General features: G+C 55.8%; 27 protein-coding genes. 17 read left to right on the plus strand and 10 right to left on the minus strand.

Annotation, left to right across the window (positions count from 1 at the left end; all coding sequences use genetic code 11):
• Positions 1 to 17: 17 nt before the first annotated feature.
• Entirely contained in the window at positions 18 to 809 is a 792-nt protein-coding gene (locus ACR0KG_RS08155; protein ID WP_480826962.1) for an FAD binding domain-containing protein, read from the plus strand.
• A gap of 49 nt (positions 810 to 858) precedes the next feature.
• Here ACR0KG_RS08155 and ACR0KG_RS08160 read toward each other — a convergent pair whose 3' ends face one another.
• Positions 859 to 1,746, minus strand: a complete 888-nt coding sequence (locus ACR0KG_RS08160) for an FAD:protein FMN transferase (protein ID WP_480826963.1) — start codon at positions 1,744 to 1,746, stop codon at positions 859 to 861.
• Entirely contained in the window at positions 1,743 to 3,806 is a 2,064-nt protein-coding gene (locus tag ACR0KG_RS08165; RefSeq protein ID WP_480826964.1) for a 4Fe-4S binding protein, read from the minus strand. Before ACR0KG_RS08165 ends, ACR0KG_RS08160 begins: the two co-directional genes overlap by 4 nt.
• Positions 3,807 to 4,006: 200 nt before the next feature.
• On the opposite strand from ACR0KG_RS08165, the gene pqqA reads away from it, so the two are divergent.
• Genes pqqA through pqqE form a run of 5 tightly spaced genes read left to right on the plus strand, consistent with a single transcriptional unit; the run spans position 4,007 to position 7,113 of the window.
• The gene (pqqA, locus tag ACR0KG_RS08170) at positions 4,007 to 4,114 is read left to right on the plus strand and encodes a pyrroloquinoline quinone precursor peptide PqqA (protein ID WP_170537497.1); all 108 of its coding nucleotides are present in this window, start codon (positions 4,007 to 4,009) and stop codon (positions 4,112 to 4,114) included.
• A 26-nt stretch (positions 4,115 to 4,140) separates the two neighbouring features.
• Positions 4,141 to 5,028, plus strand: a complete 888-nt coding sequence (gene pqqB, locus ACR0KG_RS08175; protein WP_480543761.1) for a pyrroloquinoline quinone biosynthesis protein PqqB — start codon at positions 4,141 to 4,143, stop codon at positions 5,026 to 5,028.
• Entirely contained in the window at positions 5,025 to 5,753 is a 729-nt protein-coding gene (gene pqqC, locus ACR0KG_RS08180) for a pyrroloquinoline-quinone synthase PqqC (RefSeq protein ID WP_480548357.1), read from the plus strand. The genes pqqB and pqqC overlap by 4 nt, the downstream gene beginning before the upstream one ends.
• Positions 5,750 to 6,037 carry a pyrroloquinoline quinone biosynthesis peptide chaperone PqqD gene (gene pqqD / locus ACR0KG_RS08185; protein WP_480548355.1) on the plus strand — a complete coding sequence of 96 codons (288 nt, stop codon included), beginning with the start codon at positions 5,750 to 5,752 and terminating at the stop codon, positions 6,035 to 6,037. The genes pqqC and pqqD overlap by 4 nt, the downstream gene beginning before the upstream one ends.
• On the plus strand, positions 6,034 to 7,113 hold the full coding sequence (pqqE, locus tag ACR0KG_RS08190; protein WP_480548353.1) for a pyrroloquinoline quinone biosynthesis protein PqqE: 1,080 nt from the start codon (positions 6,034 to 6,036) through the stop codon (positions 7,111 to 7,113). Before pqqD ends, pqqE begins: the two co-directional genes overlap by 4 nt.
• Before the next feature lie 373 nt (positions 7,114 to 7,486).
• Here the strand turns inward: pqqE and ACR0KG_RS08195 are convergent, their stop codons facing one another.
• From ACR0KG_RS08195 to ACR0KG_RS08210, 4 genes are read right to left on the minus strand one after another with little or no spacing between them, the layout of a single operon-like run.
• Positions 7,487 to 8,278: an ABC transporter permease gene (locus ACR0KG_RS08195; RefSeq protein ID WP_480826965.1), complete on the minus strand. Its 792-nt coding sequence runs from the start codon at positions 8,276 to 8,278 to the stop codon at positions 7,487 to 7,489.
• A complete protein-coding gene (locus ACR0KG_RS08200) occupies positions 8,275 to 9,027 on the minus strand; it encodes an ABC transporter permease (protein ID WP_480826966.1) in 753 nt (250 codons plus the stop codon). The genes ACR0KG_RS08195 and ACR0KG_RS08200 overlap by 4 nt, the downstream gene beginning before the upstream one ends.
• Positions 9,028 to 9,036: 9 nt before the next feature.
• On the minus strand, positions 9,037 to 9,801 hold the full coding sequence (locus tag ACR0KG_RS08205; protein ID WP_480543767.1) for a transporter substrate-binding domain-containing protein: 765 nt from the start codon (positions 9,799 to 9,801) through the stop codon (positions 9,037 to 9,039).
• Positions 9,802 to 9,842: 41 nt separating this feature from the next.
• The gene (locus ACR0KG_RS08210; RefSeq protein ID WP_480548347.1) at positions 9,843 to 10,640 is read right to left on the minus strand and encodes an ABC transporter ATP-binding protein; all 798 of its coding nucleotides are present in this window, start codon (positions 10,638 to 10,640) and stop codon (positions 9,843 to 9,845) included.
• 77 nt (positions 10,641 to 10,717) lie between these two features.
• On the opposite strand from ACR0KG_RS08210, the gene ACR0KG_RS08215 reads away from it, so the two are divergent.
• The 11 genes from ACR0KG_RS08215 (at position 10,718) to ACR0KG_RS08265 (ending at position 21,584) form a co-directional block, all read left to right on the plus strand.
• Positions 10,718 to 11,374 carry a TetR family transcriptional regulator C-terminal domain-containing protein gene (locus tag ACR0KG_RS08215; protein WP_480543769.1) on the plus strand — a complete coding sequence of 219 codons (657 nt, stop codon included), beginning with the start codon at positions 10,718 to 10,720 and terminating at the stop codon, positions 11,372 to 11,374.
• Positions 11,371 to 12,555 carry a pyridoxal phosphate-dependent aminotransferase gene (locus ACR0KG_RS08220; protein ID WP_480548345.1) on the plus strand — a complete coding sequence of 395 codons (1,185 nt, stop codon included), beginning with the start codon at positions 11,371 to 11,373 and terminating at the stop codon, positions 12,553 to 12,555. The genes ACR0KG_RS08215 and ACR0KG_RS08220 overlap by 4 nt, the downstream gene beginning before the upstream one ends.
• Complete coding sequence (locus ACR0KG_RS08225) at positions 12,552 to 14,156, plus strand: 5-guanidino-2-oxopentanoate decarboxylase (protein ID WP_480826968.1); 1,605 nt, start codon at positions 12,552 to 12,554, stop codon at positions 14,154 to 14,156. The genes ACR0KG_RS08220 and ACR0KG_RS08225 overlap by 4 nt, the downstream gene beginning before the upstream one ends.
• Positions 14,157 to 14,159: 3 nt before the next feature.
• Positions 14,160 to 14,942, plus strand: coding sequence for a dimethylarginine dimethylaminohydrolase family protein (locus ACR0KG_RS08230; protein WP_480826969.1), 783 nt, complete (start codon positions 14,160 to 14,162; stop codon positions 14,940 to 14,942).
• A gap of 377 nt (positions 14,943 to 15,319) precedes the next feature.
• On the plus strand, positions 15,320 to 15,982 hold the full coding sequence (locus tag ACR0KG_RS08235; RefSeq protein WP_480826971.1) for a Crp/Fnr family transcriptional regulator: 663 nt from the start codon (positions 15,320 to 15,322) through the stop codon (positions 15,980 to 15,982).
• A 90-nt stretch (positions 15,983 to 16,072) separates the two neighbouring features.
• Positions 16,073 to 16,285: a YgaP family membrane protein gene (locus ACR0KG_RS08240; protein WP_480548339.1), complete on the plus strand. Its 213-nt coding sequence runs from the start codon at positions 16,073 to 16,075 to the stop codon at positions 16,283 to 16,285.
• 4 nt (positions 16,286 to 16,289) lie between these two features.
• Positions 16,290 to 16,721 (plus strand): YeeE/YedE family protein, encoded by a 432-nt coding sequence (locus tag ACR0KG_RS08245; protein WP_480826972.1) that lies wholly within the window; start codon positions 16,290 to 16,292, stop codon positions 16,719 to 16,721.
• A 1-nt stretch (position 16,722) separates the two neighbouring features.
• Positions 16,723 to 17,151: a DUF6691 family protein gene (locus ACR0KG_RS08250; RefSeq protein WP_480826973.1), complete on the plus strand. Its 429-nt coding sequence runs from the start codon at positions 16,723 to 16,725 to the stop codon at positions 17,149 to 17,151.
• A 22-nt stretch (positions 17,152 to 17,173) separates the two neighbouring features.
• Positions 17,174 to 18,055, plus strand: a complete 882-nt coding sequence (locus tag ACR0KG_RS08255) for an MBL fold metallo-hydrolase (protein ID WP_480826974.1) — start codon at positions 17,174 to 17,176, stop codon at positions 18,053 to 18,055.
• A 10-nt stretch (positions 18,056 to 18,065) separates the two neighbouring features.
• The gene (locus ACR0KG_RS08260) at positions 18,066 to 19,745 is read left to right on the plus strand and encodes a bifunctional protein tyrosine phosphatase family protein/NAD(P)/FAD-dependent oxidoreductase (protein ID WP_480826975.1); all 1,680 of its coding nucleotides are present in this window, start codon (positions 18,066 to 18,068) and stop codon (positions 19,743 to 19,745) included.
• A gap of 105 nt (positions 19,746 to 19,850) precedes the next feature.
• Entirely contained in the window at positions 19,851 to 21,584 is a 1,734-nt protein-coding gene (locus ACR0KG_RS08265; RefSeq protein WP_480826976.1) for a SulP family inorganic anion transporter, read from the plus strand.
• Positions 21,585 to 21,598: 14 nt separating this feature from the next.
• Here ACR0KG_RS08265 and nadC read toward each other — a convergent pair whose 3' ends face one another.
• The 4 genes from nadC to ACR0KG_RS08285 form a co-directional block, all read right to left on the minus strand.
• Positions 21,599 to 22,495 carry a carboxylating nicotinate-nucleotide diphosphorylase gene (nadC, locus tag ACR0KG_RS08270; protein WP_480826978.1) on the minus strand — a complete coding sequence of 299 codons (897 nt, stop codon included), beginning with the start codon at positions 22,493 to 22,495 and terminating at the stop codon, positions 21,599 to 21,601.
• A gap of 3 nt (positions 22,496 to 22,498) precedes the next feature.
• Entirely contained in the window at positions 22,499 to 24,037 is a 1,539-nt protein-coding gene (locus ACR0KG_RS08275; RefSeq protein WP_480826979.1) for an L-aspartate oxidase, read from the minus strand.
• Positions 24,034 to 25,005, minus strand: coding sequence for a quinolinate synthase NadA (gene nadA / locus ACR0KG_RS08280; RefSeq protein ID WP_480826981.1), 972 nt, complete (start codon positions 25,003 to 25,005; stop codon positions 24,034 to 24,036). Before nadA ends, ACR0KG_RS08275 begins: the two co-directional genes overlap by 4 nt.
• A gap of 77 nt (positions 25,006 to 25,082) precedes the next feature.
• On the minus strand, positions 25,083 to 25,967 hold the full coding sequence (locus ACR0KG_RS08285) for an NUDIX hydrolase (RefSeq protein ID WP_480826982.1): 885 nt from the start codon (positions 25,965 to 25,967) through the stop codon (positions 25,083 to 25,085).
• Positions 25,968 to 26,074 lie beyond the last annotated feature (107 nt).

A 26,074-nucleotide genomic window follows, 5' to 3' on the forward strand; every position in this document is an offset into this window, starting at 1 on the left:
TCGGAAAGGAAGACGAAATGTACAGTTTCGAGTTTGAAAAGCCCTCGACCATTGCCGACGCGGTTGCCGCGATGGGGGCCGAGGATGCGCAGGCGCTGGGTGGCGGGCAGACGCTGATCCCGACGCTGAAGCAGCGCTTGGCGGCGCCTTCTGTGCTGGTCAGCATGAGCGGGATTGCCGAGATGCAGGGCGTCTGTGTCGAGGATGACGGCGCGGTCGTCATTGGCGGGGCGACGCCCCATGCGGTGGTGGCGCGCGAAGCGGCAGGCAGCTATCCGGCGCTGGCGGCGCTGGCGGGTCAGATCGGCGATCCGGCGGTGCGCAACCGTGGCACCATTGGTGGGTCAGTGGCCAATAACGATCCGGCAGCCTGTTATCCGGCGGGTGTTTTGGGATCGGGGGCGACCATCGTGACCAACACGCGCCAGATCGCGGCGGATGACTTCTTTGAGGGCATGTTCAGTACTGCGCTGGATGAGGGCGAGATCATCACCTCGGTCCGTTTCCCAGTACCGCAAGCTGCAAGCTACCAGAAGTTCCTGCAGCCCGCCTCGCGCTTTGCCCTGGTCGGGGTCTATCTGGCCCGGTTTGCGGATGGGGTTCGCGTGGCCGTCACCGGCGCCAGCGAGGACGGCGTGTTCCGCTGGTCCGAGGCGGAAGCCGCGCTCAACACCGAATTCCGCGCCGACGCGTTGATGGGGCTGAAGGTCAACCCGATGAACATGATCGCCGACCTGCATGGCAGCAAAGACTACCGCGCACATCTGGTCGCCGTCATGACAAAACGCGCCGTCCAAGCTTGTAGCTAAGGGGGGCAGCCGAAGAAACAAAAGCCCCGGTGAAAACCGGGGCTTTTTTCTATCCGGTCAGAGTTTTTACAGTGCCGTTTCGGTTCACACAAAGAGCTGTGGTTTCATCATCGGTTCGAGAGAGAACCGTACGAATCTCTGCTTTGTTCGCGCAACAGAAGGCCGTCGACAAGGCATCCGCAATCGTTGCGTTCGACGACTGTACACTCACCGTGGACCATTGCGGTGCGCGAGCGCCATTTGGGTCCAGGATGTGTGGACCACCTGATCGAGACTGAGATACTGTTGGGCTGGACGTTGCAACTGCGCGATCCTGCAGTTGGATTGTTTCAACCAAACCATGCATCGGGTCGGAGACACCAAGAGTCCAAGTGCGGCCACCGGCATGGAACTCTCCAACATTGACCAGAACCTTTGTCCACCCGGCTTGACGCAATGCGCGTGCGACAAGATCTGTGGCGTAACCTTGAGCTATACCGTTCAAGGTCAGTGACTGGCCCTGATCCAACTGAATGCGGGACCGGGAGATGCGCACCCGATCCCAACCAACGAGCCGCTGTGCTACCTTGATCTCTTGCGAGGTGCGGGCCGTCCAAAGCGGCTGAACCGTCGGATCAAAAAATCCTCCGGTCAGTTTGTAAGCGGTGTCGCTGACCACAAGCAGAGCGTGAAAATCCGGGTCAGGGTCGCTCAGAAATCCAGTACGATTCAGCTGTGCTAAAGTCGAATCCGGACGGTAAAGGCTGAAGAGCGTCTCACACCGCTCAAGTATGGATCGCACATGCACAATCGCGTTCTGAGCTAAGTCGGGATCACCTTCGAGGGTCAGGTGAACCTCGGCCCCCAAGGCATAGCCTTGCCAATGAATGGGACGTGCCTGTGCCGGGGTCGCAAGGGCAGCGGCTGAAATGGCCAGAAAGCGGCGTCGGTTCATCATCGCGCAGCTACCCCTCGGCTCTGGCGCCGCGCTGCGATGATCAGCGGAACACAGCGGCTTTGGTCATCGTGAATGGCGACACAGTCAAGACACTGAAAGCATTCGTCATACTGGATTTCACCGGTTTTCCGGATCGCACCGTATTTGCATTTGACTTTGCATAGCTGACAAGGTGAACCGCATTCCGTGCGGCGTTCGATCCAGTTCCGACCGCGCAGCAATCCTCCGATCGCCATAAAGGCCCCCAAGGGGCAAACGTAGCGACAGAACCCCTTGAAGAGCACCATGCTCAGCACCAGCCAGAACATCGCGTAGGCCGCATAGTACCACTCGCGGATGAAGAAGGTTGTGATCGCGGTTTTGAACGGTTCAACTTCGGCTGCTTTGTCAATCTGATCCGGGGCGAAGAAAACGACGGCAATAAGCGCCAGGAGAATGGCGTATTTCAGCCATTTCAACCGATTGTCCCATCTGGGAGACGGCTCGATCTGCGGGATTCGCAACGCCTTACCAAGGTGATGGGAAAATTCCTGAAGCGCGCCAAACGGGCAAAGCCAACCGCAAAAAAGCCCCCTGCCCCACGCCACGAGGCCAGCAAGTGCGACCGCCCAAACCAAAAGCGAGAAGGGATCGTATAGCAGAAACGCAAAGCTTCCGCCTTCCAAGGCGGTGCGCAGAGACCCCAGAACCGTAACGATTGACAGCTGACCCTGCCCCCACCAGCCGATGAAACCTGTGACAATGGCAAGAACCCCAAGACGCAACGGGGTAAACAGCGGTCGAGCCGCAAACGCGTTCATCCGCAGACCTAAAACGCCGACGAGCCCGGTCAGGAAAAACCCCAATACGATCATATCAGCCTGGCGGTTCCGCAGCGCTTCCAGCCAGGGCGGCGCTGGTTTGACCTGTACTGGCCTGTCAAAAAACCGTTCGGGCGTGCTGTGAGGTACCTCTAGTGTCACCGAGCCTGTTTCGGGTTGAAACATGCCATGTTCGCGCACCGCCAGAACCTTCAGCACCCATTCGCTTGCGGGATCAAAACCCAACCTTCGATCCGTGCGCAAGATCATGGCAACCCCATCGGGCATAGTGTCTGAAAGCTCGACCAGCAGATCTGCATCGCGCAATGCGACCGGAAGCCCGCCTTGTTCTGCAGCAATCCAGTCCGGTGCAGTGTTGCGCACAAATTCATCGCTGACCAATCCATGGCGAGCTGTTTCAATCAGCAGGATCGGTTCGTCATTGTCTGAGATCTCCATAAAATTCTGCAGCTCTTTAAAACTGTCTTCAGACAAAGCTGCGCGAGCAATGGATTTGGGACCGAGATCCACAATCCAGAGATCAAGATATGGGTCTTCCGGATAATCCTTTGCTTCGGGGTCGTCATCCTCCCATAAGGTGCTTTTGAACTGGGCGTCGACTTCAGCATTGGTGATCACTTTGCGTGTCGCGATACCTTGGTCGACCAGGTCCTGCCAGGTCAAATCCTCTTCGTAGTCGGGTTTCGGAAAGGCTGGCGGCGCCGTTGCCAAGCCCTTCATCTTCTCTCGCGCAACGGCCAAAGCAGCACCCATAACCGATTCATGCGCGATCCGAACGCTGGCTGTCGCTTTTGTGACCCCGTCCAAATACACCAAAGACGACCCCGAAGCGCCATCGCCATAGGGCGTGCCAACTACGATCGAATCCGAAATCGACAGCCCGCCATATTGTTCAAAAAACTTGTGAAATGGCGCCTCTCCGAGACCCGAGACAAAGATCGGCTCATTGTGTTCGATCAGTTGGACGTCCAGAAACCGACCTTCAAGATCCAGAACAACAAGCAGGTTGATCGGCGCCCCTGAAAAGCCCGGCAATGGTGCTAAAGGTTCGGATTCAAATACATATCCCACCTCAGCCCCACCCGAGTTCAACAAACTGTAGACACCATCTTCGTTTAACGCCTCACCCAGCGACATCGGAGCCCGTACGTAGGGTTCAATCTGTTCTCGTGGCAAAGGCTCGGCCAAAGCCGAAAGACTGCCAAGAAGGAACACCAACAAACTCTGAAGTACGCGCATGGGCGAAAGACTAACTTTCCACCCTTTGACATGACATTCGACGAAAGTCCTAGGCTAGGTATCTACGACCCTAAGGCTATTGACGTGAATTGCCCGAACCTTGAGACTTCGACTATCCCTACGACCAAAGCACCATTTTCGACGGAGTGCGCGAACTGTAGGTTTTGAGGAAACACAAGCTGTTCATGGGAGGAGACATCATGACTTGGAGCACACCGAAGCTGAAAGAAGTGAACTGCGGAATGGAGATCAACATGTACTCTCCCTCCGAGGATGAAGGCCGCGAGCACGAACGCGACCTGTTTTGATCATCTGATCTCAGCGGAGGCCCAAAGTGCATTTTCTGGTTCTTGGGGCTTCTGCAGGCGGTGGACTGCCGCAGTGGAATTGTGGTTGCCGGAACTGTGAGGATGCCCGTAACGGGCTTATCCCGCCTTCCGGCCAATCTTCATTGGCAGTATCGCAAGATGGTGAGCATTGGAGCATTCTTAATGCCTCACCAGACATTCGCCAGCAAATGCTGGACAATCCCAAAATGCACCCCCGGTCATTGCGCGATACACCGGTCGTCTCAGTTTTGCTGACCAATGGCGATATTGACCATATTGCAGGTTTACTCAGCCTGCGTGAACAAACCCCGTTCACCCTGTTTGCGACCGGTGACATTCTGGAAGTGCTTTCCAACAACCGGATTTTCGACGCGGTGAACCGGGCGAAAGTAGATCGCAAACGGATTGTTTTGGAACAAGACTTCGATCTTCAGAACGGGCTTCACGCGCGATTGTTTGCCGTACCGGGTAAGGTACCTTTGTTCATGGAAGGTGACACAGTGCAAACCGATCTGATCGGGGAACAAACAGTTGGTGTAAGGCTTAGCGCAGGCGGCAAGGTCGCCTACTACATCCCCGGGTGCGCGCAGGTGACGCCAGACCTATTGTCCCAGATCGCAGACGGGGATCAGCTGTTCTTTGACGGCACGCTTTGGGACGATGATGAGATGATCCGCACGGGAACGGGTGTCAAAACCGGGCAACGCATGGGCCATATCTCGGTCAGCGGACCTGATGGGTCAATCGCTCAGCTCAAAGACATCTCGGCAGCCAAGACGTTCATACATATCAACAACACCAACCCGATGCTGCAACCCGGCGGGCCGGAACGGACTTTTGTCGAGAACGCAGGCTGGTCCATTGCTTATGACGGGCAGGAGATCACGATATGAGCCGCGAAGCGCTGGAAGCTCGCCTGCGCCAAATCGGCGCTGAACGCTACCATGATAAACACCCGTTTCACCATCGGCTTCATAGCGGGCAGTGCACACCCGATCAGGTACGGGCCTGGGTTATAAATCGATGGGCGTATCAGGCAGCCATTCCGATGAAAGACGCTGCGTTTATGTCGCGTTGTACCGATCCCGATATCCGACGCGAGTGGCGGTCACGGATCGAAGATCACGACGGTGGCGTTGACGAGGGCGGTGGTATCCGAAGGTGGCTGAAGCTCGCCGAGGCGGTGGGACTAGACCCTGACTATGTTGCGTCCGGCCAAGGTATCCTCCCGGCGACCCAGTTCGCAGTGGATGCCTATGTACACTATGTCCGCGAAAAACCGCTTCTACAGGCGGTTGCGTCCTCACTAACAGAGTTGTTTGCACCAAAAATCCACGAGCAACGGATTGAGGGACTTTTGGCGCACTACGACTTCGCCAATCCAGATAGCTTGTCCTATTTCCAGAAGCGCCTCACTCAAGCGCCCAAGGACGTCGCCTTCGGTCTAAACTGGGTGCTCGATCACGCCGACACGCCTGAAAAAGAAGACATGGCCTGTGAAGCGCTGATTTTCAAAACCAATGTCCTTTGGGCTCAGCTCGATGCGCTTTGGTGCGCCTATGTCGAACCCGGCCTGATCCCCCCCGGGTCTTGGCAGCCAGGGGAAGGTCTGACATGACACTTAAGCTACGCCCCCAAGATCGCCCCTATCTGCCACGCGGCGTGCGGGTTCAACACGACAAGGTTCGCAACCGCACAGTGCTGATGGCCCCGGAAAAGGTGATCGAACTGGATGAAATCGGCGTTGCGATCCTGAGCCGGATCAATGGCGCAGCCAGTTTAGATCAGATCATTGCGGAGTTGGCCGATACATATAACGCACCTGCGGATCAAATCGCACAGGATGTGCAACAATTTCTTCAAACGCTTCGCAGCCGATTGTACCTGATGGTGCAAACATGAGTGTTCAAGCACCTATTGCCCTCTTGGCCGAGTTGACCCATCGCTGCCCGCTCAGCTGTCCCTACTGCAGCAACCCGGTCGAGCTAGAGCGCAAAGAAACCGAGCTGGAAACCAGCGCCTGGAAAGACGTGTTCCAACAGGCCTACGACATGGGCGTGTTGCAGCTGCATCTGTCTGGTGGCGAGCCCGCATCGCGTCGTGATCTGGAAGAGTTGACAGCAGCCGCCGCCGCCACCGGCCTCTACACTAACCTGATTACCTCGGGCATTGGTCTGACGCCCAAACGGTTGGATCATCTTGAGGCTGCAGGTCTGGATCATATCCAACTCTCGCTGCAAGGCACCAACGCGGAACTGGCAGATCGGATCGGCGGGTATCGCGGAGGGTTTGACCGCAAGATGGCCTTCGCAAAAGAGGTCAGCGCGCGGGGTATTCCCCTGACCTTGAATGCTGTTATGCACCGTCAAAATCTGGATGATTTGGATCGCACTATTGAAATGGCCGTCGAGCTAGGAGCGCGCCGACTGGAAGTGGCTTGTGTTCAATTTCACGGATGGGCGTTGGAAAATCGCTCTGCGTTGCTACCGACCCGTGAGCAAACCCAGGTGGTAAAGAATACGGTCGCTGATGCCGCACAGCGTCTCAAAGGGGTTCTTGCCTTCGATTTTGTACCTCCGGACTACTACTCGGACTATCCCAAAGCCTGTATGGGCGGTTGGGGCTCAACAGGCTTGAACGTCACGCCCAATGGTACCGTTTTACCATGTCATGCGGCCCAGACGATCAAGCATATTCATTTCGATTCAATACGAGAAAAAAGGCTTAGAGAGATCTGGTACCAAAGCGAGTCTTTCAACATTTTCCGTGGAACCGATTGGCTACCGGAACCCTGTCAGAGTTGCGAACGCAAAGAGTTGGATTTAGGTGGGTGTCGTTGTCAAGCGCTTGCACTGTCTGGTGATGCCGCCGCGACTGATCCAGTATGCCAGAAGTCACCTATGCATGCCCAGGTTGCATCGGTTCTGGATCAACTTCCAATCTCGTCGGACACCAGTCTGGTCTACCGAAAAATCTAAGCTCAAGCCCCAGTCTGTCGCTTAAGGTATCATGCATCGCGACAGCAAAAGCCGGTCGATGGTGGCACGGTGTGCACTTTTTTGACCTTTGAGTTTATATACTAATGCGTCTTACCGCTCGCTGCCTTTGACACCAAAGCGGGCTCGGGCATCTGGTCGATAGGACCGCCTGCCCCGTGAACGCTGGCCAGACGAACGCCGAAGAAATTCTGCGAAACTTCTTGATTCAAGTCGTTTGCAAACGCGATGGCTGACACATGTGACGTTCAGCAATTCGCCACCCGTTCAGGACAACAGCTAACACATAGGCAGGGCCAACAGGATCACGGCAAGAGTTATACGCAACTGTCCCCTATCCCTCGCTAGGTCAAAATCAAGACGTACTTCGCTTTCCGGTTCCCAGAACTCGGACCTCCAACCAGTGGAACGCCAATGCAATCATACCCGCGACCAGAATATAGAATACAGCCAATAGAAGGAGCGGCTCATAGATGATGAAAGTATCAGAGCGCACACGTGAAGAGACGGCGTAGATATCGACAACGGTGATAGTGGCGACCAAGGGGGTTGCTTTCAACTGAAGGATGGTTTCACCACCCAACGTCGGAAGAACATTGCGGATCGCCTGCGGCAACCAGATACGGCGGAACATGGTAAGCCGCGGCATACCAAAAGATTTGGCGGCCTCAAGCTGCCCCTTGGCAACGCCCTTGAACGCGCCCCGCATGACTTCACCTTCATACCCAGCATAAGACAACGTCAACGCCAGCACCGCATATGGCCATGCCTGCCGCAGATAGGGCCATAGCTCTGAAGACCGTATCCACGGAAACTGCGGGAAGAGCGAGCCCAGCCCATAGTACAACAACCAAAGCTGCAACAGCAGCGGCGTGCCGCGGATGATGGTACAAAATGCCTTGGCAGGGGCGGCAAGATACCAGGGCCCAACCGCCTGCGCCAACCCAAGCGGAACCGCAAGCAGGAAACCAAGAACAACGGTGACGACCAACAGCCAGATTGTCGTCCAAATGCCCTGAAGGGCCAGTGGGGCGTATTTCGGGATCCAGTCCCACTGCAGCGATACGGCGCACCATATGACGATCCCGACGAAGATCAGCATCATCACGATGCGGTGTGGTTGCATCAGCGATCTGAAATCGATCATCTGCTCCCTCCCGTCAGAGAGGGTTGGCCACGACGCGCCCATTTCTCAATCCGGGCGAAGATACCGCCGGAGAACAGGGTAACCATGAGATAAAGAAAGCCCGCCGCCAGAAAGAACGTGAAATAGGCGCGCGTGCTGCTGGCAGCTTGTCGGGTCTCCAGCGTCAACTCGTTGAAACCCACGACAGCAAGCAGTGCCGTGTCTTTGGTCGCGATCAGCCACAGGTTGGCCAAACCGGGCACGGCAAAGCTCATCATCGCAGGTATTGTCACACGCCGCATGGTCATGAAGGCAGGCATCCCGTAGGATTTGGCAGCTTCGATCTGACCAGGTGGAACCGCCTGAATGGCACCGCGCAGAATTTCGGTTGCGTATGCGCCCTGAACAACGCCCAGCACCCATATGCCTGCGCCAACGCCGCTAACCTCGACCCGGCCACCGCCCATGGTGGCAGAGATTTTGTTGATGATGTCCGATCCGACGTAGTACAGGATCAGGATCAGAACCAGTTCCGGTACGGCCCGGATGACCGTCGTGTAGATGGCGAGAAGATCGCGCGTGACCTTCCCGCCATAAAGTTTGCCATAAGCTCCGAACAATCCGATCACCAGGCCCAGCGCATATGCACCAAGGGCGATCTGCAATGAGTGGGACAATCCGCGCAGCAGATTGGCCCCCCACCCCGGTGGCGACAGCGACAGAAGCTCTGCGCTCTGCGCCAATCCAAGTGAGTCCAACAGTTCGGTCACAGCGGCAGCTTAGTAGATGCTGGCCGAGAAATAGTTTGACGTGATTTCCTCGTGCGTGCCATCGGCCAGAATTGCCGCGATGCCCTTATTCAGCGCCGCAAGCAGGTCGTCCTGACCCTTGCGGACGCCAGCACCCACACCGCGGCCCAGAATGGCCGGATCGTCTGCAACGGCACCTTTGATTTCGCAGCAGGCGCCGGCATCCGAGTTTACAAAGTCAGCCATCGCGATGCTGTCGGCCTGTGTGGCATCAATGCGGCCTGCGAACAGATCCTGATTGGCCTCATCCTGGGTTTGGTAGACGCGCAGTTCGGAATCCTTGAAATATTCCTGCGCATAAGCCTGGTGGATGGTCGAAGCCTGAATGCCAACAATTTTTCCCGCCAGCGATTCGGGGGTTGCTTCGATATCCATCGATTTATCCGCGACGATGACGGCAGGTGTGTTGTAATAAGGATCGCTGAAATCAATGGTCTTCAAGCGTTCCTCGGTGATCGACATCGACGCCATGATCGCATCGATCTGCTGACCGGTCAGCGATGGGATGATACCATCCCAAGCGACGGGTGTGATCACACAGTCAAGCTCGGCCGCAACACAGACGGCGTTGATAACGTCGATCTCCCAGCCAACCCAGTTACCTGAGCTGTCCAGCGACGCGAATGGCGGGTAAGGCTCAGCTGCGATGCCGATCTTGACCTCTTCGGCACTGGCGACACCAGCCGAAAGAATGGCGGCGGCAAGCCCGGATGCGAGCAGTTTCTTGACGTTCATTTTGTTACTCCCTGTTGATTCATTCGTTAGTTTTGACTGGATCAGGCGACCGAGCTGAGGAATTGCTTCAACCGTTCTGATTTTGGGTTCCCAAAGACCTCGGCAGGTGGCCCCTGCTCTTCAATGCGGCCTTCGAAAAGATAGACAACGTGGTTTGCGACTTCGCGCGCAAACTTCATTTCATGGGTGACAAGCAGCATGGTGCGCCCTTCGGCGGCCAGATCACGGATCACGGTCAAAACCTCGCCGACCAGTTCGGGATCAAGCGCCGAGGTGGGCTCGTCAAACAGCATGACAGACGGATCGACCGCAAGCGCGCGTGCAATGGCAGCGCGCTGTTGCTGGCCACCTGACAGATAGGCTGGATAAGTATCGGCCTTGTCGCCGAGCCCTACCCTTTCCAGCAGTTCATGCGCCCGCGCAATGGCCTCTGACTTTGGTATCTTTAGCACATGCACCGGCACTTCGATTACGTTCTCTAATAGCGTGCGATGTGTCCACAGATTGAACTGCTGAAACACCATCGCCAACCGCGTTCGGATACGTTCGATCTGGCGGCGGTTGGACGGGCTGCCATCGGTATGCATCTCAACCAGTTCGCCACCTATGGTGATATTTCCCGAACTCGGCGTTTCTAAGAAATTGATGCAGCGCAGCATGGTGGATTTACCAGAGCCCGATCCCCCGATGATGGCAACGACATCCCCCTTGTTGGCTGTTAGCGACACACCTTTCAAAACCTCCAGCGTACCGAAGGATTTATGAAGGTCTTCAACCTTTATTGCCTCGTTCGTCGCGGTTGCTTCGAGTGTGGATGATGTTGCTTTGGCTGTGTCCATATCCAAGAATCTTCTGATTTCGACTTGCAGTAAGCCCCGAATCTCGCAATTATGCAAGTGTATAATAACTCGATGCCATGGATGACCGGGACGTGCAGGACGACAGCCGAAAATTTACACGTGAGTCTGCTGAAGTTCGGCGCGAGGCGCTGATCCTGGCGACATTGGACCTGATCGCCGAGATGGGTGTTCGGGGTGCTACTGTGCGTGAGATTGCAGCCCGCGCGAACGTGACCCAAGGTTTAATCCGTCACTATTTTTCGACGAAGGAAGAGCTGGTTCAGGCGGCATATGAGCACCACATGAACACGCTGACCGATCAGACGGCTGCTTCGTCGGGTCAGGGCAGCGCAGTCTCTCGGTTAACCAACTTCGTTGACGCATCGTTGCGGCCACCAATCGTTAACACAAGCGCTGTGGCCTTATGGGCCGGCTTCCTGAACAAGGTGCAGCATGATCCGAAAATGCAGCGCATCCACCAGCAAACCTATAACTATTTCCGGGATCACCTCGAGAAGTTGATCGTCGCCGCATTGCAAGAAACCGGGCGCACAGTCGCAGCATCAGAAGCAACGCAACTGGCCATTGCCTGTAACGCGGTGATCGACGGCCTCTGGTTGGAAGGAGGAGCGCTTCCGGATGCATTTTTTGAAGGCCAGTTGGCGCAGATCGGGCTGGATTCTGTCAGCGCCATCGTCGGTATTCCTTTGACCAAAGAGGTAAAACAGCCATGAAGACCACGTCAGTGACCGAACGATTGGCGGGTTTGGGGGGTGCCAAATGGGGCGTCCATCTAAAAGCGCGCGAACTTATCAAAGCCGGAGCGGATATCGTTGAGATGACGATCGGCGAACCGGATGTTCCCGTGTCCGAAGCTTTGGTCGAAGCCACAGTGACCTCGCTACGTGCGCAGCGGACAGGATATTCCAACGGACGCGGTGAAGCTGGGCTGCTTGACGCGCTTTCTGCGCGCTATACAGCCTCGCGCGGGCGAGCTTTTGGGCCCGAGAACTTTCTGTGCTTCCCCGGGACACAAACCGCCCTATTCACAGCGATGGCTGGGGTTGCTGAGGCAGGTGATGAAGTTCTGATTGGCGACCCGATGTATGCGACCTACGAAGGGGTCATACGCGCCTCAGGGGCGGAAATGGTGCCCGTTCCGCTGCATCCTGAGCACGGGTTTCGCATGCAGGCCAAAGATATCGCAGCGCGGATTTCTCCGCGCAGCCGTGCCATTCTTCTAACCACGCCGCACAACCCGACGGGTGCAATCCTGACCGCGACGGAAATTGCCGAGATCGGGAAACTCGCAATTGCCCATGATTTATGGATCATCTCGGACGAGGTTTATGAAGAACTAGTCTTTGATGGTGCCCGGTTTGTTTCACCATTAGCGAATCCGGAACTGGCGGATCGGGTCATAGGCGTGTCCTCCATCTCGAAATCACATGCCGCACCGGGGTTCCGCAGTGGTTGGTGTGTTGGACCCGCAGCATTTTGCGAAGCGCTGCTGCCGTATTCCGAGACCATGCTCTTTGGCAATCAGCCTTTCATTGCGGATATGACCGAAAAGGCAATCCGCGACGGGTCTGATGTTGCCCACGGAATGACCACCCGCTTCTTCAAGCGCGCAACCCTTTTGGCCGATCGTCTTGAAGCGGAAACGGATCTGACGGTTCACCGCCCCGAGGCAGGAATGTTCGCCCTCATCAACGTCTCAGCCACCGGGCTAGATGGTGAAACTTATGCCTGGGATCTGTTGCAAGCCGGGGTCGCTGTGATGCCGGGTTCCGCCTTTGGGGACAGCTTGAAGAACTGGGTGCGTGTCGCGCTGACGATCAACGACACAGATTTTACCACCGCAATCTCTCGCATCATCGATCACGCCAACAGCAAATCACGCGAGGTTGCATGAGCAAAATGACAATCGGCGAAGCTCTGGTTTCGAAACTTCGCCAAAGGAATGTGACCTGCGTTTTCGGAATTCCAGGCGTTCACACGGTTGAGCTGTACCGCGGGCTTGCGGCCTCGGGCATTCGCCATGTTACGCCTCGGCACGAACAGGGTGCAGGTTTCATGGCTGATGGCTATGCCCGCGTGTCTGGCAAACCGGGTGTCGCCTTCGTGATTACCGGCCCTGGATTGACAAATACGCTAACGCCGATGGCGCAGGCACGCGGCGATTCAGTACCAATGTTGGTGGTGTCTGGCGTGAACAAAACCGCATCGCTCGGCAAGGGCTTGGGGCATCTGCATGAATTGCCCGATCAACTGGAGCTATCCAAAACAGTTGCACTAATGTCGGAACAAGTCTCCGAAACCACGGCTCTGGACCCGACCTTGAGCCGGGTTTTTCGCAACCTCGCAAACGGCCGCCCCGGACCGGTGCATATCGAGGTTCCGTTGGATATCGCCGCGGCTGAATATCAGGAAATGCCTCCCGAGACGCTCGATCCAGAACCGCCGGTTAACCCGGTTTTGATCACACAAGCCTTAAAGCAACTGGTCGAAGCGAAGCAAACTGTCATTTTGGCAGGTGGCGGCGCGAAACGTGTTGGGGCCGGACTGCAAGCTTTGGCCGAAGCGCTGGATGCCCCCGTAGTGCAAACTGTCAACGCGCGCGGCCTGATGCATGGGCATGCTCTGACTGTTCCAGCAAGCCCGAGCCTGAACGCGGTACGCGCACTGATAGAAAGCGCCGATTGCGTGCTTGCTTTGGGAACTGAGCTGGGGCCAACGGACTACGATATGTACGACACGGGTGAGTTTGCGAAACTGCCAAACCTGATCCGGGTTGATCGGTGTAGCGATCAACTGGCCAGACATGCAGCAGTGCTTACCATTCAAAGTGACGTTGACGTGGTTATTCCGCAGCTGCTTGAGGCTTTGCCTCTGGACGCAAAGCAATGCGATGGTGCAGAACGTGCCAGCAATACACGCGACGCCGCCTGGGCAGAAATTGGCCCCGATTATCGCCATCAGGTAGAAATCCTGAATGCGATGCGCGCGGCTGTCCCGAACGCATTCATGGTCGGGGACTCTACCCAACCGATTTATGCCGGTAATCTTTTCTACGATCACGACCGGGCTGGTGGCTGGTTCAATGCAGCGACGGGGTATGGCGCGCTCGGCTATGGGATACCCGCAGCCATCGGCGCATCAATCGCCGATCCAACAGCCCGAGTAATCTGCATTGCCGGCGATGGCGGCGCGCAGTTTTCATTGCCCGAAGTTATGGCAGCAGTCGATGAAAACCTACCCATCACATTCGTGATCTGGAACAACCACGGGTATCGGGAAATCGCCACGTCAATGCAAGATGTGGGCGTGACCGTCATAGGGTGTGATCCCGCCCCCCCAGATTTCGCCGCCACCGCCAAGTCATTTGGCATTCCATTCACTTCGATTCCCGCTGAACCCAACGCTGTCGCGCAGGCCTTGCGCAACACAGTCGCCACGGATGGGCCGGTCATGATCGAAGTCACCGCTCTGAAATTCGAACCTCAGAAAGATTGAAACATGTCAGACCCCACCTTTGAGTTTTCCCGTGCCATTACCCGTCGCCCGGCTCCGACCATAGCCGGAGGGCTACGTGCAGAAGATATCGGAAACCCGGATTTTGATGGGATGATAGCGGCGCACAAGGCTTACGTTGCAGCACTAAAAAGTACCGGAGCGGAGGTGATCGAGCTTGATTCCCTCGACGCATTCCCTGATGCGCAATTTGTCGAGGATACGGCCCTTTGCCTGCCGCAAGGAGCCATACTGATGCGGCCAGGTGCACCGTCGCGGATGGGTGAAGTGGACCAAATGGCTCCGGCACTTCGAAATTGCTACGAAACAGTTCTTGAGATCAAAGGCCCCGGTCATATCGAGGGGGGAGACATCCTTGTCACCGGACGCGAGATTTTGGTGGGCAGGTCCGAGCGAACGGATGCTGAAGGTGTCGCCGAGCTCGCAAAAATTACATCTAACTGGGGCCACAAACTGCGCGAAGTATTTACGCCCGAAGGCGTTCTGCACTTCAAGACAGATTGCTCATTGATGGATGCCGAGACAATCCTGTCGACCCGTCGGTTGGATGCATCGGGTTGCTTTGAAGGCTACCGCGTATTGCATGTCGCCGACGGCGAAGAAGCCGCTGCCAACGCAATCCGCTTTAACAATCTGGTACTGATGGCCGCGGGCTTCCCACGCACTGCAGAGATGCTGGATCGTGAAGGCTTCCAGGTCGTTCAGATCGACAACACCGACTGCGCAAAGCTGGATGGGGGGATGTCCTGTCTTTCGTTGAGATTCTGAAGGTTTCGTTTCGGTCGCTTTTGAACATCGGTACAGGTGTGGCTGGCATCAGCGCCAATTGAATCACGTCTGATGAGACGGGTTATCGTTCAAGGCGAGGTCATAGGATGAAGCTGACACCTGCATTAATTTAGCCTGGCCAAAAAAAACGCAGTGCGCGGCTCTCAAAGCGATTGAATTGATCCGGGTCGATGACGTTTATGCAGGCCCTTGGATTTGCACGACCGCATATCAAAAAGATCGTGCATGAACTGGGCCTCGTGGGGTATGTGGTCACCCGAAGAAGACACAATGGTGTTGTTAAATTGGGCAACCCTTTTGTTCTCTCGCATTGCTACTATTGAAGAGGGTATCGTAGCACCGATGCGCAAAGCACGATGATCGCTGATTGGACAGAGCGCTTTCAGGGGACTGCGGCCTTGCCGCGCTCGGTGCGCGACCGCCTGCTTAAGGAAGCGCGGATAGTCGAAATGCCTAAAGGCGCGCAGGTATTTGGACCTGCGAATGTGCCAGATAGCCTCTTCTTTCTTTATGATGGATGCATTCGTGTCTCGCAAAGCTCGGACACCGGTCGCGATATCGTCCTCTATCGCGTAGATGCTGGAGAAAGCTGTGTTCTGACGACGGCCTGCATGCTGGCGGAAGAGGCTTACAACGCCGAAGGTATGGCAGAGACTGACATAACCGCCATCGTTCTTCCAAAGCTTGCCTTTGACAGGTTGGTCGCCGAAGAAGAAGAGTTTCGGAAATTCGTCTTCGCAGCCTATTCAAGGCGGCTGATCGACCTCCTGCGCGTCGTGGATGACGTTGCCTTTGGGCATATGGATGTGCGTTTGGCCGAGCGGCTTCTGACATTGGCAGGCGAGTTTAAGGAGATCTCGACCACCCACCAACAATTGGCGAGTGAACTGGGCACAGCGCGAGAAGTCGTTAGCCGAATTCTGCAGGATTTTCAGAAGCGTGAAATGATTGCCCAATCACGTGGCCACATTTTGTTGCTGGACAAACAAGCGCTACGAGAACGCGCTGCATCCAACTAATTCAAATTTTTGCATGTTAAGTGACAATGTCACTGAACCCCTAAAGTCAAAACTATATCCGTTCTCCAAGTTATGATGATGGAGAACACCATGAACACGAACGTTGGAACCATTGACCGCGTCCTTCGCGCTGCGCTTGGCCTTGGATTGCTTTATCTTGCCCTTTTCAGCGGCTTGCCCTTGTTTGACGGGAACGTTCTGAAATTAGGCGCGGCAGCCGTCGGTATGGTTATGCTGATTGTCTCGGCAACACGTGTTTGTCCGATCTACTCTATCTTCGGTCTTAAGACCTGCCGGTCCTGAAGCAATGGAAACTTCGTTTACTCCTTTCACCTCTTTTGGTGGTGGCTTGCTGATCGGCCTTAGCGCGGTGCTGCTAATGCTTGGCCTGGGGCGGGTGCTTGGTGCGACCGGGGTTCTGTCTGGCATAGTCTTCGTCCAAAACCGGGAAGAACTGATGTGGCGGCTCGCTTTGATTGCGGGAATGATACTTGCTCCGGGGTTCATCTATGTCGTGACGGGCTCCATGCCCGAGCTCACCGCCCCCGTCAGCCCAGCCATGATTGCCATTGGTGGTTTGATAGTCGGGCTCGGCGCAAGCCTGGGGTCTGGTTGCACATCTGGTCACGGAATTTGTGGCTTGTCGCGCTTATCAATCCGTTCGTTCGTGGCGGTGCCGGTTTTCATGGCGACAGCAGCACTAACCGTATTCCTAATCCGCCATGTGGCCGGAGGCTGAAATGAAACATCTTTTTGCCCTAGTGACCGGACTTGTCTTTGGAGCAGGAATTGCAATCTCTGGGATGATGGACCCTGCAAAGGTTCTGAACTTCTTTGACGTTGCTGGAACATGGGATCCAAGTTTGATTTTCGTCATGGGCGGTGCTTTGGTCGTGACGTTTATTGGGTATCGGCTTGTTTGGCATCGCCCTGCCCCGCTGTTTGAACACCGTTTCCAGCTGCCTGTTTCCACGCAGATCGATAACAAACTCATCGGGGGCGCCGCCCTATTTGGCATTGGCTGGGGAATTGCCGGCTTCTGTCCGGGCGCTGCCATCCCTGCATTGGGAACAGGCCGCTGGGAAGTCGCGCTGTTTCTCGCGTCGGTCATTGGCGGATTCTATTTGCGCCGCCTGATCAGCCCTATGCCGGCCAAATCGACCACCTGACAATCCCTTCGGAGGACACGATATGACTTACCCCGTCTGCATGGGCATCAAACCGGATGTTCAAGCGTTTTTTGACGAAGCCACCAACACAATCAGCTACATCGTAAAGGACCCGACATCGAATGCCTGCGTGATTGTCGATAGCGTCATGGATATCGACTATGCTGCAGGGCGCATCACCTATGAACACGCAGACCAACTGATCCACCGAATTGAAGAACAAGCACTAAAACTTGAGTGGATCATAGAGACACATGTTCATGCCGATCACCTCAGCGCGGCCCCTTACATTCAGTCGAAGCTGGGCGGCAAGATCGGTATCGGATCGAAAATCATGGTGGTGCAGGACACGTTCGGAAAGGTCTTCAACGAAGGCACCGAATTCCAGCGCGACGGATCTCAGTTCGATGCGCTGTTCGAGGATGGCGACACCTACATGATCGGCAATATGCAAGCCTTTGCCATGTATACGCCGGGTCATACACCTGCCTGTATGGTGCATGTAATGGGGAATGCCGCGTTTGTAGGCGACACCCTGTTCATGCCCGACGGAGGTTCGGCCCGAGCCGACTTTCCAGGCGGCGATTCCGGCATTCTTTACGACAGCATTCAGAAGGTGCTGTCACTGCCAAACGAGATGAGGCTTTTCATGTGTCACGACTACGGTCCAAACGGCCGTGAAATACAGTGGGAAACCACAGTTGGTGACGAAAAAGCCCACAATATTCACGTTGGCGGGGGCAAAACGAAGGAAGAGTTCGTCAAGTTCCGCACCGAACGCGATGCACAGCTTGCCATGCCAAAACTCATCATTCCTTCACTGCAAGTGAACATGCGCGCCGGAGAAGTGCCAAAAGACGTTGACGGCAATCCGATGCTCAAAGTGCCCGTGAATGCACTCTGAGGAGGTCGAAATGGATATCAGAAAAATCACTGACAAAACCTCGGTAAGCCCGCAAATCACGGTCGACGATATAACCGCAATCAAGGATGCCGGCTTCCGAGCGATAGTTTGTAACCGTCCCGACGGTGAAGGAGCAGACCAGCCCAGTTTCGAAGAAATCGAGGCTGCAGCAAAGCTGGCTGGGCTTGACGCCGTCTACGTTCCCGTTCGATCCGGGATCGTAAACGATGCAGATGTCGAGGCATTTGGTGACGCTTTGGCCCAGCTGCCACGGCCTGTCCTTGCCTATTGCCGAACCGGAACGCGGTCAGCCACCCTTTGGTCGTTCCACGAAAGCAAGAAACGTCCAATCCCCGAAATTCTCGCAGCGACGAAAGCCGCGGGATACGATATGAACGGTGTCGCCAGACGTATAGCAAACGGGGGTAAGACCCCAACGGATACGGGCGATGCAAAATTTGATGTTGTGATTGTCGGTGCGGGTGCCGGAGGTGTTTCTGTCGCTGCCAGCCTGCAATCCCGCCAATCGAACCTTTCGATAGCGATCATCGATCCGGCGGATATTCACTACTACCAGCCAGGATGGACCATGGTCGGCGGTGGTATCTTCGAGGCCAGCGAAACCGCAAAAACTATGGGCTCGCTCATCCCGAATGGAGTCAAATGGATCAAGGCAGCGGTTGCCGCGTTTGAACCCGAAAACAATGCGGTGATCCTGGATGGATGTCGTGTTGTTAAATACGATCGATTGGTTGTTTGCCCCGGTCTGAAACTGGATTGGGAAGCAGTTGAGGGGCTCGAAGAAACGCTCGGCCGCAATGGCGTAACCTCAAACTACCGCTATGACTTGGCACCCTACACTTGGCAGTTGGTGCGGGATATGAAAGAGGGACGCGCCCTTTTTACGCAGCCACCGATGCCTATCAAATGTGCAGGTGCGCCTCAAAAGGCAATGTATCTGTCAGGCGACGCCTGGTTCCGAAACGGTCGCCTGAAGGATATCGACATTCAGTTCATGAACGCGGGTGGGGTCCTGTTCGGGGTGAAAGACTATGTACCTGCTTTGGAACACTATGTGGCTAAGTACGGTGCGACGCTGAACTACTTCCACAATCTGGTGTCTGTCGATGGCCCGGCAAAGACGGCAACATTCAAGGTCGCCAAACCCGAAACTGAGCCGGAAACAGTCACAGTAGACTTTGACATGATGCATGTCTGCCCCCCTCAGGTGGCCCCTGACTTTGTCCGAGTATCTCCTTTGGCCGATGCGGCGGGTTGGGTTGACGTCGATCAGAGTACCCTCCGCCACAAGAGCTACGAAAACATCTGGAGCCTTGGCGATGTCATGAACGCCCCCAATGCGAAAACCGCAGCGGCAGCGCGCAAGCAGGCTCCAACAGTGGCGGAAAACATCGTGGCCGATATCGCGGGTCGCTCACCGACTGCAGCCTATGATGGCTATGGGTCATGCCCTTTGACTGTTGAACGCGGAAAAATCGTTCTGGCCGAGTTCGGTTATGGTGGCGTGTTAAAGCCTAGCTTCCCACCCGCACTGCTGGACGGCACCAAGCCCACACGCTTGGCATGGTTTCTCAAGGAAAAGATGCTGCCACCAATCTATTGGAAAGCCATGCTGAAGGGCAAGGAATGGATGGCCAAGCCCGAAAAACTCAAGGTCGCTGCCGAATAAGCGGCTGATAACCCGCGTAGCGGAACCTTTTCCTGGATGCGCATCATAAAAGGGTTGGCTCATGCGTGAACCGCTGAGCCCATCTTCTTTCTTCTGGACGGGGCCATGACCCAACTTCTACGCCGCTACCTGCCAGTACTGGACTGGGGACGCAGCTACGATCACAGCGCTCTTTCGAACGATATGATCGCGGCGCTGATCGTCACGATTATGTTGATCCCACAAAGCCTTGCCTACGCGCTGTTGGCGGGCCTCCCACCGGAGGCGGGTATCTATGCGTCGATCGTGCCAATCTTGCTTTATGCTTTGTTTGGGACAAGCCGTGCTCTGGCCGTAGGGCCGGTTGCGGTGGTCTCACTCCTGACTGCTTCGGCAATTGGACAGGTCGCAGAACAGGGTACAGCAGGCTATACGGTCGCGGCACTAACGCTCGCCTTCTTGTCAGGTGGATTCTTGTTTCTTTTGGGGGTGTTCCGGCTGGGATTTCTGGCCAATTTCCTCAGCCACCCGGTGATTGCCGGGTTCATCACTGCGTCAGGCATTCTGATTGCGGCCAGCCAGATCAAACACATTCTTGGCGTTCCCGCCCAAGGACATACTCTGCCCGAGATGGTTGTGGCGACAGTATCCCATCTGAATGAATTGAATTGGATCACGCTTGTCATCGGAACAACTGCAACGGCGTTCCTGTTTTGGGTGCGCAAAGGCTTGCCGCTAATGTTGAACCGTCTTGGGGTTCCGGCGTTTGTTGCAGAGCTTGCCACCAAGGCCGGTCCCGTTGTCGCCGTTATAGGCACCACTGTTGCGGTTTGGGCGCTCAGTCTTACAGACGAAGGCGTAAAGGTCGTGGGGGCTGTCCCTCAAAGCCTTCCACCGCTGACCATGCCCAGTTTTTCCCCGGACCTTATCCAAGCCCTTCTTGTGCCAGCGATTTTGATTTCGATCATCGGATTTGTTGAATCTATCTCCGTGGCTCAAACTCTTGCGGCCAAGAAACGGCAGCGGATTGACCCGGATCAGGAATTGATCGGACTGGGCGCGGCCAACCTTGGTGCTGCATTCACCGGCGGTTATCCCGTTACAGGTGGCTTCTCGCGCTCCGTTGTAAACTTTGACGCAGGCGCGGAAACTCCTGCTGCGGGGGCATTCACCGCCATCGGTCTCGCCATCGCGGCCACTGCCCTAACGCCGCTGGTCTATTACCTACCGAAGGCAACGCTTGCAGCGACAATCATTGTTGCGGTGCTGTCTTTGGTTGATCTGTCGATCCTGAAAAAAACCTGGAGCTACAGCCGCGCCGATTTCGTCGCTGTTACAGCGACGATTGTTTTGACCTTGTCGCTGGGGGTCGAGGTCGGGGTTGCTTCGGGTGTGATCATCTCTGTGCTGCTGCACCTCTACAAAACCTCAAAGCCGCATGTGGCCGAGGTGGGCCGCGTTTCCGGCAGCGAACACTTTCGCAACATCCTGCGCCACAAAGTCGAAACCGACCCGCGCGTGTTGAGCCTGCGCATCGATGAGAGCCTCTACTTCGTCAACGCTCGTTTTTTAGAGGATTTGATACAGTCTCGCGTTACCGAAGGCTGCAACATTGCCCATGTTGTCCTGATGTTCTCTGCGGTGAACGAGGTGGATTACTCCGCGCTCGAAAGTCTTGAAGCGGTGAACGCACGTCTAAAAGACATGGGTGTTGGGCTGCATTTCTCTGAAGTGAAAGGACCTGTAATGGATCGGTTAAGTCGCTCGCACCTGATTGAGGACTTAAACGGGCATGTCTTTCTATCACAAAACGAGGCCTGGATAACGCTCACGGAACGCCCACGCGCCGCTGCAGAATAGCCAAAAGACCAAGTTCAGTTTTTCGGCGCGGGCTCGAGTGAAGAGTTGACCGTAGCGACAAAATCCAGCCCGATGTCTAAACAAGGCGCACTGTGGGTGATCCAGCCCATCGAAATCAGATCGACGCCGGTTTCCGCAACGGCTCGCACACGAGCCGGGGTAATCCCGCCCGAGGCTTCGGTGATCGCCTGACCATCAATCATTGCAACCGCTTTGCGAAGGGTCTGTGGATCCATATTGTCAAGCAGCACAGCATCAACACCAATCTCGAGAACTTGCGCAAGCTGTTCGAGGGTGTCGACCTCAATCTCAATTTTGACCATATGGCCAACACTCCGTTTTGCTTTGGTCAGAGCCTTGCCAACACCACCTGCTATCGCGATGTGGTTATCCTTGATCAGCACCGCATCACTCAAGGAATAGCGATGGTTCATACCACCGCCTGCACGCACTGCATATTTTTCGAGCGCACGTAAACCGGGTGTGGTCTTGCGGGTACATGTGATTGCTGCACCCGTGTCTTTCACCCGGCGCACCAGATCTGCCGTCACGCTGGCGATGCCAGAAAGATGCCCCATAAAGTTGAGCGCTGTGCGTTCAGCTGTCAAAAGGCTGCGAGAGAGACCTTGGAACGTTGCGATGACCGCGCCGGGCACGACGAGATCGCCGTCGTTTACATGACGTGTCACATTGATTGCGGGATCGACCAATGCACAGGCCAGTTCTGCACAATCCAGTCCGGCAATACATCCAGACTGACGCGCACGAGCCACAACTTCAGAACTGTGATCCCCTGAAATGATAGCCGTTGAGGTTACATCGCCAGCAAGACCCAAGTCTTCCTCAAGGGCGCGACGGACTACAGGCTCCAGCATCATCCGGGGCAACGGGGCTAGGGGTGTGTCGGTCATAGTTCAAGCAGTCCTTAGAAAGGGTTCCTGGCAGATCGAACCTGCATGGGTGAGAATTTCGGTCAGTGTCATCTGATTGGCATGCGCCACGGATTCCGAATTTGGAAAATCGCTGCGATAGTGTCCGCCGCGCGATTCACAACGAAGATGCGCAAAGATCGCGACAGATAGCGCCACAAGCGCCGGATCAGAGGCGCACCCAGCGGAGTCAACCATGGGCAACAGGTTTGAAATGGCAGAGCGCAGCCCGGCCTCATCGCGGATCACACCTAGATGTCTTGAAACCAACTGCCTGACCAAACCAAGATCGGGATCAGGTAGCCATTCAGGCTCAAGCGCGGTCCGAGGAACTTGAATCTCACACCCGGCAATGCTGTGGGCAGCGCGACGTCCCATCACCACAGCCTCTAGCAACGAGTTACTTGCAAGCCGGTTTGCGCCATGCAGACCAGTGGCTGCGCATTCACCAATGGCCCAAAGGCCAGTCAGGGTAGTTCGGGCGTTCCGATCAACCGCGATACCACCCATGTGGTAATGCGCCGCCGGGCGTACTGGTATCGGTTCGCAAACCGGATCAATACCATGGGCATTACATATCCCATAAATACTGGGAAAATGCTGCGCAAAACTGGACCCAAGTGTTGTGCGGGTATCCAGAAATACACGGCCACCATCAGCGATGACTTGATGCACAGCGCGAGCAACCACATCGCGCGGGGCCAGTTCAGCACCCGGCATATGCGCCATGAAGCGCTTGCCGTTTTGATCGACAAGGATGGCGCCTTCACCCCGCACGGCTTCGCTGACCAGATACAAGGGCGTCTGCGGAGTATCCAAGGCGGTGGGATGAAACTGCACGAATTCCATGTCACGCAGTGCTGCCCCAGCGCGCGCAGCCATCATGACACCCTGCCCATAGCTGCCCGATGGATTGGTGCTGGCGTCGAATAAACCGCCGCACCCACCAGTCGCCATGACAACCTGAGACGTATGCAACACCTCTGCCTGACAGCCTTGTTGAACGTAAATGCCGGTGACACGCCCGTCAGTCGTTGTCAGCCGCCGAGCCTCGACATCTGTCAGGCAGGTGATCGACGGGCATTTCAGGGCTGCACGTGTCAAGGCAGATATGACCTCGGCGCCAGTGCGGTCGCCACCCACATGCAGTATGCGACGATGGGTATGTGCAGCCTCGTGCCCAAAGTCATATGCGCCATCAGCACTCCGGTCGAAGCAAACACCATAGCCTTCCAGCATGGTGATCGCCTCTTGCGCGTCGGCCAGAATGTCCGCCGCGACGGTCTTGTCGCACAACCCGTCTCCAGCTTGCAGTGTATCGGTCAAATGTTGCGCCGGATCGTCATCCGCGCCCAACGCGGCGGCAATACCGCCTTGCGCCCAAGCGCTGGAACTTTCCTGCCCCAGCCCTGCACGGGTGATCAGCACCACCGGTTGCGGGGCCAATTCCAGCGCAGCGATCAACCCGGCAATGCCACTTCCGATTATTGCAACCTGGCCATGAAGACCGTCGATCTGGATCATTTTACTGCCAACATCTGTTCCACTGAGCGGCGCGCATCTTCGGCAATGGCCGGGTCGACGGTGACTTCATAGCGATCAAGTTCCAGCGCTTCGCGGATATTGCGCAGACTAATGCGCTTCATGTGCGGGCACAGATTGCAAGGACGCACGAATTCGACGTCCGGATGGTTAAGCGCAACGTTGTCGCTCATTGAACATTCCGTTAGAAGGCAAACCCGCGCCGGTTTGTTGGCGTCTACGAAATCCGACATCACGGCGGTAGAACCCGAAAAATCCGCCTCAGCAACTACCTCTGGCGGGCATTCAGGGTGGGCCAGCACCGTCACGCCCGGCCACGCTTCGCGCATGGCGCGCACGTCGTCAGGTGTGAACAGCTCATGCACTTCACAGTGCCCGCGCCATGCGATCAGTTCGACATCTGTTTCTTTAGCGACATTCTTTGCCAGATACTCATCAGGTATCATCAGAACGCGTGGCACCCCGAGGGACTCCACGATCTTCACTGCGTTGCCCGACGTGCAGCAGATATCCGATGCCGCCTTCACCGCTGCCGACGTGTTGACATAGGTGATCACCGGAACCCCTGGGTGGGCTTGGCGCAGCAAGGCGATGTCCTCGGGGGTGATGGAATCAGCCAGCGAACACCCTGCCCCCAAATCCGGAATCAGTACGGTTTTCTCAGGGTTCAGTAGTTTGGCGGTCTCGGCCATGAAATGCACACCCGCCAAAACGATGACGTCAGCATCGACCTCAACGGCTTCGCGCGCCAAAGCCAGACTGTCACCCACAATGTCGGCAACTCCGTGGAAGATTTCTGGCGTCTGATAGTTATGTGCCAGAATGACCGCGTTCTTTTTGCGCTTCAGTTCGAGGATGGCTTCCAAATCCTCTTCGAACAGCATCCACTCTGGGGGCGGGATGACCTGCTTAACCCGATCATAAAGATCGGGAAGGCGAAAATCTTTCATTGGACTCTCCATTTATACTCGAATCGAGTACATTCTGCATCTACTTATTCTCGTTTCGAGATTATGTCAATGGATTGTTAGGGTCTGGAGAGCGGCAATCTGACACCCGACAGCATTCGGGCCTCAAGAATGGCGGGGCGATATCGGAACAGCCGCGCCGGACGGCCGCTGGTGCCGCTGGACATTTCACCGGTTTCTTCAACCAGTTCTTGCTGGTCAATCTGGCGGCGGAAATTGGGTTTGTGCAGGTGCAGACCGGACAACGCTTCGACCGTGCGCTGCAATTGAAGCAGAGTGAAGCTTTCGGGCAAAAGTTCAAACACCACCGGAGAGTATTTGATCTTGGCCCGCAGGCGCGAAATGCCTGTCGCGAGGATGCGACGGTTGTCGGCTGCCATGGGTACACCGAATTCTGGCGTATCGACCAGCCCGGCCTCGTACATCAATTCATAGCGTTGCAGAACAAGCTCTTCGTTCCACGGTTTTCCATTTAGACCGAACAGATAATCGACACGCTGGACCTTTAGCGCATCCGCCGCTGCCCAGGCTGTGAGGCGGTCAGTGATAAGCGGAAGTTCCTTGGGGCTGTGGTCACGGCGATGATCCTCCCAGGGAAAGTACCGATACCAGCTGCGCCATGTCGGGCGTCTGGCCCCGGCTGCATCCTGCTCACGCACCAGCCCGAGATAGCTGATCGAAATACGCTGCGAGCTGGTGACCTCCTCAGATCGTGGATCACGATCCTTATCTGCGAAAGTATAGAGTTGCTCGAGATAACCTACTGGATGGCCGGTCTGTGCCTCGATCCAAGCGCGCAATCCGCTTTGCAAACTGCGATGAGAGGATTCGAAAGGCCCGGACGGCAAGGCCTCGCCACCCCGTAGGGTCATAACCCGCGGCTGATCATCCGTTACCGCCGTTAAGATGGCGATCAGTTCGGCAGGGGCTAGTCCACTTGGCAACGAAATTCCTGTGTATTGAATGTCTGACCACATTGGCTTCAATGTGCGTTCTAACGCAAATTCAATACCTTTGCTTGTGGAAAATGCCCGGCGAAACGTGCTCATTC

It is taken from the genome of Ruegeria sp. H4, assembly GCF_056533065.1.

Excerpts from the sequence above, each read along its gene's own strand:
- pqqD (WP_480548355.1), top strand. The coding sequence starts at position 5,750 with ATGACACTTAAGCTACGCCCCCAAGATCGCCCCTATCTGCCACGCGGC.
- ACR0KG_RS08160 (WP_480826963.1), bottom strand. The coding sequence starts at position 1,746 with ATGATGAACCGACGCCGCTTTCTGGCCATTTCAGCCGCTGCCCTTGCG.
- ACR0KG_RS08245 (WP_480826972.1), top strand. The coding sequence starts at position 16,290 with ATGGAAACTTCGTTTACTCCTTTCACCTCTTTTGGTGGTGGCTTGCTG.
- ACR0KG_RS08260 (WP_480826975.1), top strand. The coding sequence starts at position 18,066 with ATGGATATCAGAAAAATCACTGACAAAACCTCGGTAAGCCCGCAAATC.
- pqqA (WP_170537497.1), top strand. The coding sequence starts at position 4,007 with ATGACTTGGAGCACACCGAAGCTGAAAGAAGTGAACTGCGGAATGGAG.
- ACR0KG_RS08215 (WP_480543769.1), top strand. The coding sequence starts at position 10,718 with ATGGATGACCGGGACGTGCAGGACGACAGCCGAAAATTTACACGTGAG.
- ACR0KG_RS08220 (WP_480548345.1), top strand. The coding sequence starts at position 11,371 with ATGAAGACCACGTCAGTGACCGAACGATTGGCGGGTTTGGGGGGTGCC.
- ACR0KG_RS08210 (WP_480548347.1), bottom strand. The coding sequence starts at position 10,640 with ATGGACACAGCCAAAGCAACATCATCCACACTCGAAGCAACCGCGACG.
- ACR0KG_RS08230 (WP_480826969.1), top strand. The coding sequence starts at position 14,160 with ATGTCAGACCCCACCTTTGAGTTTTCCCGTGCCATTACCCGTCGCCCG.
- ACR0KG_RS08240 (WP_480548339.1), top strand. The coding sequence starts at position 16,073 with ATGAACACGAACGTTGGAACCATTGACCGCGTCCTTCGCGCTGCGCTT.
- ACR0KG_RS08255 (WP_480826974.1), top strand. The coding sequence starts at position 17,174 with ATGACTTACCCCGTCTGCATGGGCATCAAACCGGATGTTCAAGCGTTT.
- pqqE (WP_480548353.1), top strand. The coding sequence starts at position 6,034 with ATGAGTGTTCAAGCACCTATTGCCCTCTTGGCCGAGTTGACCCATCGC.
- ACR0KG_RS08235 (WP_480826971.1), top strand. The coding sequence starts at position 15,320 with ATGATCGCTGATTGGACAGAGCGCTTTCAGGGGACTGCGGCCTTGCCG.
- pqqC (WP_480548357.1), top strand. The coding sequence starts at position 5,025 with ATGAGCCGCGAAGCGCTGGAAGCTCGCCTGCGCCAAATCGGCGCTGAA.
- ACR0KG_RS08250 (WP_480826973.1), top strand. The coding sequence starts at position 16,723 with ATGAAACATCTTTTTGCCCTAGTGACCGGACTTGTCTTTGGAGCAGGA.
- ACR0KG_RS08205 (WP_480543767.1), bottom strand. The coding sequence starts at position 9,801 with ATGAACGTCAAGAAACTGCTCGCATCCGGGCTTGCCGCCGCCATTCTT.
- ACR0KG_RS08265 (WP_480826976.1), top strand. The coding sequence starts at position 19,851 with ATGACCCAACTTCTACGCCGCTACCTGCCAGTACTGGACTGGGGACGC.
- ACR0KG_RS08155 (WP_480826962.1), top strand. The coding sequence starts at position 18 with ATGTACAGTTTCGAGTTTGAAAAGCCCTCGACCATTGCCGACGCGGTT.
- ACR0KG_RS08165 (WP_480826964.1), bottom strand. The coding sequence starts at position 3,806 with ATGCGCGTACTTCAGAGTTTGTTGGTGTTCCTTCTTGGCAGTCTTTCG.
- ACR0KG_RS08275 (WP_480826979.1), bottom strand. The coding sequence starts at position 24,037 with ATGATCCAGATCGACGGTCTTCATGGCCAGGTTGCAATAATCGGAAGT.
- nadA (WP_480826981.1), bottom strand. The coding sequence starts at position 25,005 with ATGAAAGATTTTCGCCTTCCCGATCTTTATGATCGGGTTAAGCAGGTC.
- ACR0KG_RS08225 (WP_480826968.1), top strand. The coding sequence starts at position 12,552 with ATGAGCAAAATGACAATCGGCGAAGCTCTGGTTTCGAAACTTCGCCAA.
- ACR0KG_RS08195 (WP_480826965.1), bottom strand. The coding sequence starts at position 8,278 with ATGATCGATTTCAGATCGCTGATGCAACCACACCGCATCGTGATGATG.
- nadC (WP_480826978.1), bottom strand. The coding sequence starts at position 22,495 with ATGACCGACACACCCCTAGCCCCGTTGCCCCGGATGATGCTGGAGCCT.